11 protein-coding genes are annotated in these 13,936 nt (G+C 38.9%); 8 read left to right on the top strand and 3 right to left on the bottom strand.

All coding sequences use genetic code 11. The features are described from left to right. The 3 genes from QM941_RS07630 to QM941_RS07620 all read left to right on the top strand — a co-directional run bounded on the left by QM941_RS07630 (position 1) and on the right by QM941_RS07620 (position 3,070). The gene (locus QM941_RS07630; RefSeq protein ID WP_414340023.1) at positions 1 to 450 is read left to right on the top strand and encodes a threonine/serine exporter family protein; all 450 of its coding nucleotides are present in this window, start codon (positions 1 to 3) and stop codon (positions 448 to 450) included. Between the two features lie 173 nt (positions 451 to 623). Next, positions 624 to 1,796 carry a hydroxymethylglutaryl-CoA synthase gene (locus tag QM941_RS07625; RefSeq protein WP_414340022.1) on the top strand — a complete coding sequence of 391 codons (1,173 nt, stop codon included), beginning with the start codon at positions 624 to 626 and terminating at the stop codon, positions 1,794 to 1,796. After that, positions 1,796 to 3,070, top strand: coding sequence for a hydroxymethylglutaryl-CoA reductase, degradative (locus QM941_RS07620; protein WP_414340077.1), 1,275 nt, complete (start codon positions 1,796 to 1,798; stop codon positions 3,068 to 3,070). Before QM941_RS07625 ends, QM941_RS07620 begins: the two co-directional genes overlap by 1 nt. Before the next feature lie 38 nt (positions 3,071 to 3,108). Here the strand turns inward: QM941_RS07620 and QM941_RS07615 are convergent, their stop codons facing one another. Both QM941_RS07615 and QM941_RS07610 read right to left on the bottom strand, forming a co-directional pair. Continuing rightward, entirely contained in the window at positions 3,109 to 4,074 is a 966-nt protein-coding gene (locus QM941_RS07615) for a LacI family DNA-binding transcriptional regulator (RefSeq protein ID WP_414340021.1), read from the bottom strand. Continuing rightward, positions 4,055 to 5,509, bottom strand: coding sequence for a sucrose-6-phosphate hydrolase (locus QM941_RS07610; RefSeq protein ID WP_414340020.1), 1,455 nt, complete (start codon positions 5,507 to 5,509; stop codon positions 4,055 to 4,057). The genes QM941_RS07615 and QM941_RS07610 overlap by 20 nt, the downstream gene beginning before the upstream one ends. A 354-nt stretch (positions 5,510 to 5,863) precedes the next feature. Between QM941_RS07610 and QM941_RS07605 the strand changes: the two genes are divergently transcribed. After that, positions 5,864 to 7,759, top strand: a complete 1,896-nt coding sequence (locus tag QM941_RS07605; protein ID WP_414340019.1) for a sucrose-specific PTS transporter subunit IIBC — start codon at positions 5,864 to 5,866, stop codon at positions 7,757 to 7,759. Positions 7,760 to 7,900: 141 nt separating this feature from the next. Next, entirely contained in the window at positions 7,901 to 8,788 is an 888-nt protein-coding gene (gene scrK, locus QM941_RS07600) for a fructokinase ScrK (RefSeq protein WP_414340018.1), read from the top strand. A 39-nt stretch (positions 8,789 to 8,827) separates the two neighbouring features. Here scrK and QM941_RS07595 read toward each other — a convergent pair whose 3' ends face one another. Beyond that, positions 8,828 to 10,018 (bottom strand): cation diffusion facilitator family transporter, encoded by a 1,191-nt coding sequence (locus QM941_RS07595; RefSeq protein WP_414340017.1) that lies wholly within the window; start codon positions 10,016 to 10,018, stop codon positions 8,828 to 8,830. A gap of 156 nt (positions 10,019 to 10,174) precedes the next feature. Here QM941_RS07595 and QM941_RS07590 point away from each other — a divergent pair, with 156 nt between their 5' ends. Genes QM941_RS07590 through QM941_RS07580 form a run of 3 tightly spaced genes read left to right on the top strand, consistent with a single transcriptional unit; the run spans position 10,175 to position 13,779 of the window. Further along, positions 10,175 to 11,785 (top strand): hypothetical protein, encoded by a 1,611-nt coding sequence (locus QM941_RS07590; protein WP_414340016.1) that lies wholly within the window; start codon positions 10,175 to 10,177, stop codon positions 11,783 to 11,785. Between the two features lies 1 nt (position 11,786). Then, positions 11,787 to 12,818 carry an acyltransferase family protein gene (locus QM941_RS07585; RefSeq protein WP_414340015.1) on the top strand — a complete coding sequence of 344 codons (1,032 nt, stop codon included), beginning with the start codon at positions 11,787 to 11,789 and terminating at the stop codon, positions 12,816 to 12,818. Then, entirely contained in the window at positions 12,811 to 13,779 is a 969-nt protein-coding gene (locus QM941_RS07580; protein WP_414340014.1) for a glycosyltransferase family 2 protein, read from the top strand. Before QM941_RS07585 ends, QM941_RS07580 begins: the two co-directional genes overlap by 8 nt. The last annotated feature ends 157 nt before the right edge of the window (positions 13,780 to 13,936 follow it).

Raw genomic sequence — 13,936 nt, 5'->3', positions numbered from 1 at the left:
ATGACACTAATGACTTTCTTTTTGCAAGCTCTTGCTAGTTTACTTGCCATCATTACTTTCCTAATAGTTTTAAATGTACAACGTTCCATGCTGATTCCTGGAGGTATTTTAGGGATGGCAGTCTGGCTCCTTTATTTAGCCCTTAAGGAGCCGACAAATGTTATTCTGGCAACCTTTATTGCTGCAGTAATTGGTTCTTGTGTCAGTCAGATTATGAGTATTTTATATAAAACTCCTGCAGTAGTTTTTACTCTTGCTATTTTAGCTCCCCTGGTTCCAGGATATTTATCCTACCGAACAACGTCTTTCTTCGTAAATGGAGATTATAATCGTGCTCTTGCAGGTGCTAGCTTGGTAGTTATGCTAGCTCTGGTTATTTCTATCGGTATGGCAAGTGGAACAGTTGTCCTCAAATTCTATTATTACCTCAAGAAAAATAGAACCGCATAAGGTTCTATTTTATTTGTTGTTTGGAGAGGACGAGTTTGTAATTCCAGTATTTTTGAAGTTTAGTCCAATATTTGCTTATTAAGATTAGGGCTTTTTTTTATCTTTTACTCTTATTTGTGATAAAATAGACTTGAACGATTTTTTACAATGAATGATTTAAAACAGAGGTAAATATGACAATCGGTATTGATAAGATTGGTTTTGCGACCAGTCAATATGTCTTGAAATTACAAGACTTAGCAACAGCAAGGGGAGTTGACCCCGATAAATTTAATAAAGGACTTTTGCTTGAGGAGATTAGTATCGCTCCTTTGACTGAGGACATCGTGACCCTTGCAGCAAGCGCCGGAAATTCTATCCTTACGGAAGAAGAAAAGCAGGAAATCGATATGGTTATCGTTGCGACCGAATCTGGTATCGACCAGAGTAAGGCCGCGGCTGTCTTTGTTCATGGTTTATTAGGCATTCAGCCTTTTGCCCGCAGTTTTGAGATCAAAGAAGCCTGCTATGGAGCTACAGCTGCTCTTCATTATGCCAAGCTTCATGTTGAAAATTCACCGAAATCAAAAGTCTTGGTTCTAGCTAGTGATATTGCCAAATATGGTATCAATGCACCAGGTGAGCCAACCCAAGGTTCAGGAAGCATTGCCATGCTTATCACGCAAAATCCTAGAATCTTGAGCTTTAATGATGACAATGTAGCCCAAACCAGAAATATCAATGATTTTTGGCGTCCAAACTATTCTACAACGCCTTTTGTAAATGGTGTTTATTCGACCCAGCAATATCTAGACTGCTTAGAAACGAACTGGGAAGAGTACAAGAAACGTTATAACTGGACCCTAGATGATTTTGTGGCAGTTTGTTTCCATCTGCCTTATCCAAAACTTGCCCTTAAAGGGTTTAGAAAAATCCTAGATAAGAGTCTTTCTCAAGAAAAGCAAGAACTCTTGCAACAACACTTTGATGCTTCAATTATCTACAGCAATCGAGTTGGAAATATATATACAGGCTCACTATTTCTTGGCCTGCTTTCTCTACTAGAAAATGCTGACACGCTTAAAGCGGGAGATAAGATTGCTCTCTATAGCTACGGAAGTGGCGCTGTATCAGAGTTCTTTAGTGTTCAATTAGTTGAAGGCTATGAGCAGTATTTGGACAAGGAACGGGCGCAAGTACTGGACCGTCGGAAGCCTCTTACGGTAGAAGAATACGAAAAAGTCTTCTATGAAGAGGCTAATCTGAATCCTTCAGGTTCTACCCAATTTACAGGATATGAAGATCAAGAATACGCCTTGATTGAAATTGTAGAACATCACCGTTATTATAGCAAGGTTGAAAAATGATGAAGATTAATTGGAGTGGATTTTCAAAAAAAACATATCCTGAACGTCTCGAACTACTGAAAGATTCAATTATACTCTCTCAAGAGCTTCAAGAAGGGCTTGAGAAAAACGAGAATCTAAGTGTTCAAATCGCAGATCAACTGAGTGAAAATGTTCTTGGAACTTTTTCGCTTCCCTACTCCATTGTGCCTGAGGTTCTTGTAAATGGTCAAACCTACACAGTTCCTTATGTAACAGAAGAACCTTCAGTGGTTGCGGCAGCCAGTTTTGCTTGTAAAGTTATTAGTAGAGCAGGCGGATTCACAGCTCAAGTTCATGAGCGCCAAATGATTGGTCAGGTTGCTCTTTATCAAGTGCCTGATAGAGAAGAAGCTCGCCAAGTTATCCTCAGCCAAAAAGAAGAACTGCTTAAACTGGCCAATCAAGCTTATCCGTCTATCGTCAAACGTGGTGGTGGTGCGCGGGACTTACGAGTTGAGCAATTCTCAGGCCAAACAGACTTTCTGGTTGTTTATCTGCATGTCGATACTCAAGAGGCAATGGGAGCCAATATGCTCAATACCATGCTTGAAGCCTTAAAACCTCGTTTGGAAAACTTGAGTCAGGGACAAAGTCTCATGGGAATTTTGTCAAACTATGCTACGGAGTCTTTGGTGACTGCAACTTGTCGCATTGCCCTTCGCTACTTGAGTCCACAAAATGATCAAGCTCGTGAATTGGCGGAGAAGATTGTGTTAGCGAGTCACTTTGCCCAAGCTGATCCTTATCGAGCAGCTACCCACAATAAGGGAATCTTTAATGGAATTGATGCTCTTTTGATTGCGACTGGAAATGACTGGCGCGCCATTGAAGCAGGAGCACATGCCTATGCTAGTCGTGATGGCCTTTATCGAGGACTTAGTCTCTGGACATTAGACTCAGAGAAGGAGGAACTGATTGGAGAAATGACCCTGCCGATGCCAGTCGCGACTAAGGGTGGATCCATTGGTCTCAATCCTCGTGTTGTCCTCAGTCATGAACTTTTAGGTCATCCTTCAGCCAAAGAATTAGCCTCAATCATTGTATCCATGGGCTTGGCTCAGAACTTTGCAGCTCTCAAGGCTTTAGTTGGTGCTGGTATTCAGCAAGGTCACATGAAACTGCAAGCCAAATCCTTAGCCCTCTTGGCAGGAGCCAAAGAAGCAGAAGTACCAAAGCTAGTAGAAGGTTTGATTGCTGAAAAAACCTTTAACTTAGAAAAAGCTAAAAGTATATTAGAAATTTTACGTTCATAATAAAAACTCAGACTTCAAGTCTGAGTTTTTTGGTGTTATTAAACGCTTTTTCCTGGTAGAAGGCTAACTGGTAAGAAATAGCCAGTAGTAGCAACCTCTTTACCTTCAATTTTTTGTAAAAGTAAATCAACTGTCAGGCGAGCAATTTCTTCCATAGGTTGTTTAATGGTAGTGAGGTGAGGGTAGTAATTCTCGATAAAATAAGTCCCGTCATAGCCAATCACCTTTAGCTGGTCAGGAACTGACAGACCGAGCTCCTGGGCGATCTTGATAATGAGGATAGCTGTCAAATCATCCGATGCAAAGATGGCGTCGGGTTTTTGTTTGGTTAAGATATTTTTTATTTCCATTTCTTTTCGAAGGGGTGAAAAGTCACTGGAAATATTGATAATAGGAGCCTTTGGTAAGATAGAAGCGAAACCTGCATGACGAAGTCCAGTTGGGGAATTGGAGTTGTCATTACCTGTAATCATAATAATAGATTTGGCTCCAGTTTTAGCCAAGGTCTGAGCTGCTAGGACTCCGCCAGCATAGTTGTCAGAAGAAACGACAGGGATATCTGGAGACAGGTTACGGTCAAAGGAAATGATAGGAGCAGTCACACGATTGTAGTCTTCGATACCTAAGTTATGACTTCCTGAAATGATACCGTCCACCTGATTGGCTTCCAACATTTCGATGTATTCACGTTCCTTTTCAGAATCGTGCTCGCTATTACAAATAATAGTCTTGTAGCCTTTTTTGAAGAGTTCGTGCTCTAATTTATCAATTAACTCTGCATAGAAAACATGGCTAATTTTGGGGAAAATCAAACCGATTAACTTGGCTGATTTTCCTTGAAGACTTCGAGCTAGGTTGTTGGGTTTATAGCCCAGCTCACGCATAGCATCATTTACTTTTTGAATGGTTTTTTCTGAAAGATAACCCTTTTTGTTGATGACACGTGAAACAGTAGTAGGGCTGACGCCAGCTAATTTTGCAACATCAGTTAGTTTTGCGACCATATTCTAATTCGTAGTATGTTCCAGTTGGGTTTCCATATTTGATAAGGATTCCATTTTGATCCTTATCTGGGAATACGCGACCAGAAAATACTTTTTCTCCTTTATTGATGAAAATTTCAAAGACTGAATTGTCAATGAAGATATTGACAGTAGTTGCTTGATTAGTAACTGAGCAAGAGCGAGTAGTTCCAAATTCTTGAGCATATTGCTCACCTGCTTGACTACGATCAACGGTTATTTGGCCATTGACAAGGTCAAAATTGATAGATAGCCCCTTGCCATCTTTATCAGCAAAAAGGACAATTTCGCTTTGGCTATCGGCTTCTAAGTTAAGCTCAAGTTCATAACTATTTTTAGTTTCAGAGCGATTTGATAATTTTTCTTCTGATACTCGAAGTTCCTTGATTGCAGCTACAGGGTATTGATAAAGTTTGCCGTCATTAATGGTCAGTTCCTTGACTAGTGAGAAGGTTCCCTGATGTTCGAAACGGTCAGATGGATAAGAAACATCTGGTAACCCAAGCCAGCTAACTGCTAGGGCACGTCCATCAGGGGCATTGAAGGCTTGAGTAGCATAGGCTTCAAATCCATAATCAAGATTGTGAAGTTCAGACACATCTACCATACGAGCGTTTTCGGGATCAAAAGAAGCGCCGATTTTATACATATTTGGATAGATATTGTCATAGTCAAGAACATTTTTATCCAAACCTTGTGGGCAGTAGAGAAGGACAGGTTGTTCCTTGATGAAGACTAGATTAGGGCACTCCATCATATAAGCAGTGCGGTCATTGTTGAAGTCAAGGTCTCCGACTGCTTGCCAGTTTGTATAATCATTATCGATAGCCTTATAGAGACGGACAAATCCTTTTTTCTCCAAGTCCTGACCACCAACGATAGCGTAGTATTGTCCTTTAAAGTTAAAAATCTGTGGATCACGGAAGTGGTCAGTAGCATCAGCAGGTTGGTCAATCAAGATTTTGTCAATCTTTTCAATCTTTCCATCCTTGTCCACTAAGGCACCAATCTGGTAAGGATGGCGAATCCAATTTTCATCACGAACATTACCTGTATAAAATAAGAACAATTGATCCCCAAACTGCATAGCAGATCCTGAGTAAGCACCGTGGCTATCGAGTGGAGTATCAGGCATAATCTTGACACCAGTTTCTTTAAAGTGCACCAAATCGTCACTTTCAAGCTGAACCCAAGATTTTAACCCATGAGCTGCTCCGAAAGGGAAGTTTTGGTAAAAGACAACCCACTTGCCATCAAAATATGAAAAACCATTTGGATCATTTAAAAGACCTTGCTTGGGTTCGATGTGATAGCTTGTATGCCATGGAGACTGAGCCATATTTTCTTGAATTTGTTTGATTTCTTCTTGAGTCCAATCTTCATAACGTCTGTAGCGACGTTCAGTTGTCCATTTCATGTTATCTTCCTTCCAAAATTTCTACTATCTTAATAGTAAACGTTTCCTCATAAAAAAGCAAGTCTTTTATATCGAATTTAAGAAAAAAATGTCAAACGATTGACAGATGATTAGGAATCTATTTTTATGAAAATCAATGAAAATATGAAAGTTTTTGAAAAAATACACATAAAAACAGGCGTTTTTGAGAGAATTTTATCAAGAAAGTAGCAAAAACTATCAAAAATTTTAATAATCAAAAAACTTTTTCTGTAAAACGCTTGACATATTTTTGAAAGATGATAAAATAATACTCGTAGGGCGAGTAAAATCGCTTTCAAACAAGAACAAAATTTTATAAGGAGATTTTTGCAAATGACCAATACAGAAATTGCAAAAAAAGTCATCGAAGCCTTGGGTGGACGTGAGAACGTCAACAGTGTAGCTCACTGTGCGACTCGCCTCCGTGTGATGGTAAAAGATGAAGCAAAAATTAATAAGGATGCTATCGAGAACTTGGAAAAAGTTCAAGGTGCTTTCTTTAACTCTGGTCAGTACCAAATCATCTTTGGTACAGGTACAGTAAACAAGATGTACGATGAGGTCGTGGCTCTTGGTTTGCCAACATCTTCTAAAGAAGATATGAAAGCAGAAGCTGCAAAACAAGGAAATTGGTTCCAACGTGCTATCCGTACATTCGGTGACGTTTTTGTTCCAATCATTCCAGTTATCGTAGCAACTGGTCTCTTCATGGGTGTTCGTGGTCTCTTGACTGCTCTTGGGATGACACTTCCAGAAGATGTGACAACTTATACTCAAATCTTGACTGATACAGCCTTTATTATCTTGCCAGGTTTGGTTGTTTGGTCAACATTCCGCGTATTCGGTGGTAATCCAGCCGTTGGTATCGTTCTTGGTATGATGCTCGTATCTGGCTCACTTCCAAATGCCTGGGCTGTTGCTTCTGGTGGTGAAGTAACTGCAATGCAGTTCTTCGGATTTATCCCAGTTGTAGGTTTGCAAGGTTCAGTTCTTCCAGCCTTCATCATCGGGGTTGTCGGAGCTAAATTTGAAAAAGCTGTTCGTAAGGTTGTTCCAGACGTTCTTGACCTCTTGGTAACACCATTCGTAACACTTTTGGTAATGTCAATTCTTGGTTTGTTTATCATCGGACCAGTCTTCCACGTTGTTGAAAACTACATTCTTCTTGGAACAAAAGCACTCCTTAACTTGCCGTTCGGTCTTGGTGGTTTCTTAATCGGTGGAGTTCACCAATTGATCGTCGTATCAGGTGTTCACCACATCTTCAACTTGCTTGAAGTTCAATTGCTTGCTGCTGACCATGCTAACCCATTCAACGCTATCATTACTGCAGCTATGACTGCTCAAGGTGCTGCAACTGTTGCCGTTGGTGTGAAAACTAAAAATCCAAAACTTAAAACTCTTGCTTTCCCAGCTGCTCTATCTGCCTTCCTTGGTATTACTGAGCCAGCTATCTTCGGGGTTAACTTGCGTTACCGTAAACCATTCTTCCTTTCATTGATTGCTGGTGCAGTCGGTGGTGGACTTGCTTCAATCCTAGGACTTGCTGGTACTGGTAATGGTATCACAATCATCCCAGGTACAATGCTTTACATTGGTAATGGACAACTTCTACAATACCTTCTTATGGTAGCTGTATCATTTGCACTTGGTTTTGCTCTTACTTACATGTTTGGTTACGAAGATGAAGTAGAAGAAGTTTCAGGAGCAATTTCTGAAGCTGAAACTGACCGTTTAACAGAAGAAGCAGTAACTGGTAATCTTGTTTCACTTAGCGAAGGTGTTATCCAAACTCCAATCGTTGGTGATGTTGTTGCTCTTTCAAATGTGAATGACCCAGTCTTCTCAAGCGGAGCTATGGGACAAGGTATTGCTGTGAAACCTAGCCAAGATGTTGTTTATGCACCAGCTGATGCTGAAGTGACAATCGTCTTCCCGACTGGCCATGCTTATGGATTGAGAACAGCTAACGGTGCTGAAATCTTGATCCACGTTGGTATCGACACTGTGTCAATGAACGGTGAAGGTTTCAACCAAAAAGTTAATCAAGGTGATAAGGTTAAAGCTGGAGATGTTCTTGGAACATTTGACTCAGCTAAGATTGCTGTTGCAGGCCTTGATAACACAACTATGGTTATCGTAACAAACACTGCGGACTTTGCTTCAGTAAATCCAGTTGCTTCTGGATCAGTTGCTAAGGGTGACGCGATCATCGAAGTTAAAGCTTAATAAATCAAGAAAACGAACAAATGTCATGTTTGTTCGTTTTTGCTTGAATGATTAAATTTACAGAGAAAAAACTAAAATATAGAGTAATTTTCCTTATGGGAATATGCTATAATAAAGAAAAATAAATACAAGAGGTTTATCATGACAAAACTATACGGAAGCTTGGAAGCAGGCGGTACAAAATTTGTCTGTGCTGTCGGAGATGAAAACTATAATGTTGTAGAAAAGGTACAATTTCCTACAACAACACCTATTGAAACAATCGATAAAACCATCGAGTTCTTCTCAAAATTCGACAATCTTGTAGGACTTGCGATTGGTTCATTTGGTCCAATCGATATCGATAAAAATTCAAAAACTTACGGGTTTATCACAACAACTCCAAAACCTAACTGGGCAAATGTCGACTTGCTTGGTGCACTTCGTCGCGCTCTAAACGTGCCTATGTATTTCACGACAGACGTAAATAGTTCTGCATACGGTGAAGTGGTTGCTCGTAATAATGCAGGCGGTCGTATCGAAAACTTGGTTTATTACACAATCGGTACAGGAATCGGTGCAGGTGTTATCCAACGTGGAGAGTTTATTGGCGGTGTTGGTCACCCTGAGATGGGTCATTATTATGTGGCTAGACACCCAATGGATATTGAGAAAGAATTTAAAGGTGTTTGTCCTTTCCATAATGGATGTTTGGAAGGTTATGCAGCTGGTCCAAGTTTGGAAGCTCGTACAGGTGTTCGTGGGGAAAACATTGAACTGAACAACTCTGTCTGGGATGTTCAAGCCTACTACATTGCTCAAGCCGCAGTGAATGCGACTGTAACTTTCCGTCCAGATGTCATCGTCTTTGGTGGTGGGGTTATGGCTCAACAACATATGCTTGATCGTGTCCGTGAGAAATTCACAGCTCTTCTCAATGGTTACCTACCAGTTCCAGATGTGCGTGACTATATCGTAACACCAGCTGTTGCTGGTAATGGTTCAGCGACACTTGGAAACTTCGTTCTTGCTAAGAGTGTAGCAAAATAAGCAAAAAAATGAGGTCGGGATTTATCCCGGCCTCTTTCTTTAGTCTTTTTCAATCTTCGTTTCCTGATGGAATATATTTTGCCAAGTTTCGTGTCTGCGCCAGATACTTGTATGAATAGTATCACCAATCTGATAGCGGATGAGTTTAGTCTTTTGGCTGATAGAGGTTAAATGAAGCTCCTTGATAGCAGAGGTCAATTCTTTTTCAGCCTTATAGGCTCCCTTGTCTAGTTCTTGTCCATCTTGGCGGATATAAATAAAATCCTCAGCCAGTAACTCTTCCAGTTGATTTCCTTGGTCGATTAATTGCTCTCTCATGAGCAATTTTTTATAGACATTATCTAGGATTTCATCCTCAGGAATCGGTGCTGGCTCGATGTGGATATCGGTGTCAAAGACACCAAAGCGTTCGGTCAGCATAGATTCAACCTGGTCCGCAATTTCGTGACTCTCAAAAACAGAAAGATCTGGGTTCATCTCAAGTGTGATATCCAGATAGATATTGCTACCGTAAGTACGACCGCGTTGTGATTTGACCTTGCTAATCTTAGGGATTTCCATGATAGCTTTTTGATAATCTTCTAGCAAGTGTTCATCAAAACCATCAGAAAGGCTGAAGGATGACTCGATAAAGATATCATAAGCAGTTTTAAGAATAAAGAAGGTAATGATAATAGCGACCAACTTATCCACGATTGGATAGTTGAAGCTACTAGCCAGGATAGCAATAGAAGTTCCAAGAGATGTTACCGCATCTGATAAATTATCCTTAGCCGCTGCCTTGAGGGCCTTTGATTTAGCTTGCTTACTCAGATGGGTATTGTAGAGATAAACGGCGAACATGATGATAGCAGAGAAGACTCCCAGAGTCGCCCCAAGTGGGTCAATGACCGTTTGTTCTCGGCTGAGTATCTTTTGAATGGTGTCACGTAGAACATCAAAGCCAACGTAAAACATGATGATGGAAGTGATGAGACTTGCCAAATCCTCTATTTTCCAGTGGCCGAAGCGATGATCTCTATCTGCCGGTTGGCGAGCTAAACGAATCCCGATGAGAAGGGCCACGTTTCCAACGATATCTGAAACGTTGTTAAAACCATCTGCCACCAAACTGGATGAATGGAGGAGGTGTCCGGTCGCTAGCTTAGCTGCAGACAAGAATAGATAGGTCAAGATGCTGATAATGGCACCACGCTCTGCTAATTTTAAGTTTGAAACCGATTGATTCATCTAACTCCCCTTCTAGCATTTTAGTATTCTTTCATTATACTGGTTTTCCAAGGAAAATTCAAATAGCTATTAGGGTATTTATTCAGAAATCAACAGATTTTTATTTTGAAATATGATAGAATGATAAAGTAATATTTATTTTAGAAAGAGTTTTTGATGAACCATAAACAAATCATAGATAGAGTGTTTCGAATTGGTTTGCTGTTGCTACCATTTCTTATTTTTTATGGATATAGAGTAGTTAAGGGGTTTGATTATCCAGTGGTTGATGATATCATGGTCAATCAAACCATATTATCTGGTGATAATATGTTGCTTCCCTATATTGGAATTTTGTTATCATCTGCTTTAGTATTTCTTCAACAATTATTTACAAATTGGAATATTTATTTTATTTTTTTAGCTCTCAGTTTTTGCTTGAGTTTTAGCATCTATTTGGAGTTCTTTTTTAGAAAGAAATATTATTTCTTACTTCCCTTAGTAATGTTACTTCAAATGGTTTTAATGAAGTATTTCTCGTTTTCCGTAATTGCTTACTTGTTATCGACAGCAGCTATACTATTATTATTTGATAGAAAATACCTAACGGGAATGCTCTTGTCTGTAATAGGGTTGTCGATTAGGCCACAAATTATTGCCAGTTTATTATTGCTTTTACTCCCCTTCCTAGCTTTTGAAGTTATCAAAGGAAAAAAGAAAAAAGAATTATTCTTGTTATCTGCTGTCATTTTACTTATCTTTGCTTCCAATAAAATTTATACCTTAATGAGACCAGATGTTCGAGAATACCTAACTTGGAATACTCTAAGTACCAATTTGAGAGATTTCCCTGCGATTGATTATGAGAAGCATGCCAAGGAATTTCAGGAATTGGGGGTCAGTGAAAACGACTTATCTGCTTCAACCTACTGGTTGTTTGCAGAAAAAGATGCTTTGAACAATGAGCTGTTAACAAAAATTCAATCGGTACGTTCTTTCTCTGAAAAGTACTCCTTTAATGTGCTTCAGATGATGTCAGATTATTTCCAAAACATTATTTTGACAACCTTTCTTCTTGTTATGGTTGGCTGGTTTTTGTTCTTCAAGCCTAAGAAAGTCTATGGCTGGGTACTCCCGCTTGTTCCATTTGTACTAATCGGTGCACTATTTGTTAGGCAGAGAGTAGTAGAACGTGTCTATATCCCAATTATCATTAGCTTTTTAATATTTTTTATCTACTATGCTCCTTTATTTTACACTAAGCGCAAACTGTTGAAGAAAAGGGGAGTTTTTTATAGTCTACAATTTGTAGGAATGCTGACGAGTATGGCCTGGGTAAATAGTGTGGGACAAGAACTTTACTGGTTCCCAATCATTCAATCATCCATGGTATCAGAGTATCATGATGTAGTGGAAAAACATTCTGATAAATTGCTTGTTTTTGGCGGTTATGGAACACTTGTCAATTCCCAACCGAGCTTAGCTACGATTAGAAGGAAGCCTGATCAGTTGATTGAAAATACAACAACCTTAGGTAACTGGCAAACTTTTTCGCCACATTATTATCAATTAATGAAAAAGTATAATGTTGAGGAGCCTAGTAATCTTCTTTCTTCTGCTATAGATAAGGAGAATATCCTATTCTTTTGGTCACCTTCTTCAGGAAAGATGGTTCAAGTCAAGAAAATAATGAAAGAACATTACCAGAAAGATGTTTATTTTGAAAAAGTTGAGGTGGTTACTTCTGATATGAATCTTTATCGACTAAGAACAGGAGAAGGGAGATAGGATGAAAAAGCGAATAGGCTACCTAGATATGGCTAAGGGTCTAGCAATCATACTTGTTATTATCGGGCATAGCAGTTTTGTACCTCTTCGTGCAAAAATACTCCTCTATGTTTTTCATATTCCCTTATTTTTCTTCTTGTCAGGTTTTACTTTAAATGTCACTAAATACAAAACATTTAAGGAATATTTTCTTAGCAAGGTGAAAAGTCTGGTCCTTCCCTTTTTTTGCCTGAATATTTTTGTTTTTCTCTTTCAACTCTTTGTCATGTATCCTGAACAAGTGTTTAGTTTTAATCTTATTCATTTTACTAAACAGTTATTGTTGTCAGACCGCTTGCATGTTTATTTTCAGTTATGGTTTCTGAATGTCATGTTTTTAGCACATGTTTTTAGTTACTTTATTCTCAGAAAAAAATGGACCACTATCCAATGGCTTTTGATTCTTGTATCACTCTTGCTTCTAGTCTTTTTAGGACAAAAAATCTATACTTGGAATTTTTATCTTATCTGGAATATTGACCTAGTCCCTGTAGCCGTTGTCTTCACTCTTCTAGGTGTCGGAGTGAGGAAATATTTACCTCAGCTGGAAAAGTTTTTTGCAATTTATTATTTGCCGCTTGCCTTATTGCTAACTATATTTGTTGGTAGGTTGAACTATCATTGGAGTGGGAAACAGATTGTTGATCTCTACTATCAACAGATTGGAAACCATCTCTTGTTTTACATTGCTGCAATTTCAGGTATATGGTCCACCCTCATATTCTTTAAATCAATTCCTGAAATGACTCTCTTGAAATCAATCGGTCAAAGAACCTTGATTTACTATGGTGTCCATGCCCCGATTGTTTTAGTATTGGTAGAAAAATTAGTTTTACAATTATCTACTAGATACACCGGTATTTTTGTGAATGGCTACGTTACAACAAGTGTTGTGACAATATTGACTCTAGTAGGGTGTGAATTGATTGTCAGAGTATTTAGAGGGACAAACTTTCCCTTTGGGATTAAAAGGTTAGGAGTCAAAAATGAGTAGAAATAATCCGATTTTATATATCGTGATTCCATGTTATAACGAAGAGCAAGTGTTGCCTCACACAAATCCAATGTTTGTTGGGAAAATTGAGGAATTGGTAAAAAATCAAGAGATTCATCCCAATAGTAAGGTGATGTATGTAAATGACGGCAGTAAGGATAAAACTTGGGAACTTATCCAAGAATATGCTTCATCGAATCCATTTGTTGTAGGTATTTCTCAAAGTCGAAATCGTGGTCATCAAAGTAGTGTTCTTGCTGGGATGTACGAAGCTGCAGAATTTGCGGATATCGTGATTACCATTGATGCAGATGGTCAAGACGATATTCATTGTATGAATCAGATGATTGCTGAATATAAGTCAGGTTCAGAGATAGTCTACGGCGTTCGAGATAATCGAGATACAGATTCGGCTTTTAAACGTATTACGGCTGAAGGATTCTATAAAGTGATGCATCTTTTTGGAGCGGACGTTGTCTTTAATCATGCGGATTATCGTTTAGTCTCCAAACGCTTTATTCATGAACTTGCTAAATTTAAAGAAGTAAACTTATTTCTTCGAGGTATTATGCCTCTTGTAGGATTTAAGTATTCCTACGTGACTTATAAACGTCATGAACGAATTGCTGGAGAAAGTCACTATCCACTTTCTAAAATGCTTGGTCTAGCAATGGATGGTATTACTAGCCTATCTATTAAACCTATTCGCTTGATTACTAGCTTGGGAGTTATGACTTCACTTTTTAGTTTTTTGTTGATCATCTGGGTTTTGTGGAGCAAATTTGTTGGTAATGTAGTAGCTGGATGGGCCAGTACGTATTCTATTGTCAGTTTATTAGGCGGGGTTCAACTCATTAGTCTTGGTGTAATTGGGGAATATATCGGAAAAATCTATCTAGAAACGAAACAACGTCCAAGATATATTATCAGCGACCGCACCTATGATGAGAGTGATGAGTAACCCCACCTCAAGACTTGAAAACTTTTGAAATTCTGATATAATAGAACTACTCAAGGGAGTAGCTGGCGGGAAACCGCGATAGTGTCGTCATTACGATTTATTTCCGGCACTATATTAAACAGCGAGACTTGTTTTTTTAAAAAAACAGGTCTCTTTT

It is taken from the genome of Streptococcus timonensis (genome assembly GCF_047460355.1).
GTDB classification, from domain to species: Bacteria; Bacillota; Bacilli; order Lactobacillales; family Streptococcaceae; genus Streptococcus; species Streptococcus timonensis_A.
The sequence above is the reverse complement of the archived record's forward strand: the minus strand, read 5'-3'. Positions and strand labels throughout refer to the sequence as shown.

Excerpts from the sequence above, each read along its gene's own strand:
- QM941_RS07630 (WP_414340023.1), top strand. The coding sequence starts at position 1 with ATGACACTAATGACTTTCTTTTTGCAAGCTCTTGCTAGTTTACTTGCC.
- QM941_RS07625 (WP_414340022.1), top strand. The coding sequence starts at position 624 with ATGACAATCGGTATTGATAAGATTGGTTTTGCGACCAGTCAATATGTC.
- QM941_RS07620 (WP_414340077.1), top strand. The coding sequence starts at position 1,796 with ATGAAGATTAATTGGAGTGGATTTTCAAAAAAAACATATCCTGAACGT.
- QM941_RS07615 (WP_414340021.1), bottom strand. The coding sequence starts at position 4,074 with ATGGTCGCAAAACTAACTGATGTTGCAAAATTAGCTGGCGTCAGCCCT.
- QM941_RS07610 (WP_414340020.1), bottom strand. The coding sequence starts at position 5,509 with ATGAAATGGACAACTGAACGTCGCTACAGACGTTATGAAGATTGGACT.
- QM941_RS07605 (WP_414340019.1), top strand. The coding sequence starts at position 5,864 with ATGACCAATACAGAAATTGCAAAAAAAGTCATCGAAGCCTTGGGTGGA.
- scrK (WP_414340018.1), top strand. The coding sequence starts at position 7,901 with ATGACAAAACTATACGGAAGCTTGGAAGCAGGCGGTACAAAATTTGTC.
- QM941_RS07595 (WP_414340017.1), bottom strand. The coding sequence starts at position 10,018 with ATGAATCAATCGGTTTCAAACTTAAAATTAGCAGAGCGTGGTGCCATT.
- QM941_RS07590 (WP_414340016.1), top strand. The coding sequence starts at position 10,175 with ATGAACCATAAACAAATCATAGATAGAGTGTTTCGAATTGGTTTGCTG.
- QM941_RS07585 (WP_414340015.1), top strand. The coding sequence starts at position 11,787 with ATGAAAAAGCGAATAGGCTACCTAGATATGGCTAAGGGTCTAGCAATC.
- QM941_RS07580 (WP_414340014.1), top strand. The coding sequence starts at position 12,811 with ATGAGTAGAAATAATCCGATTTTATATATCGTGATTCCATGTTATAAC.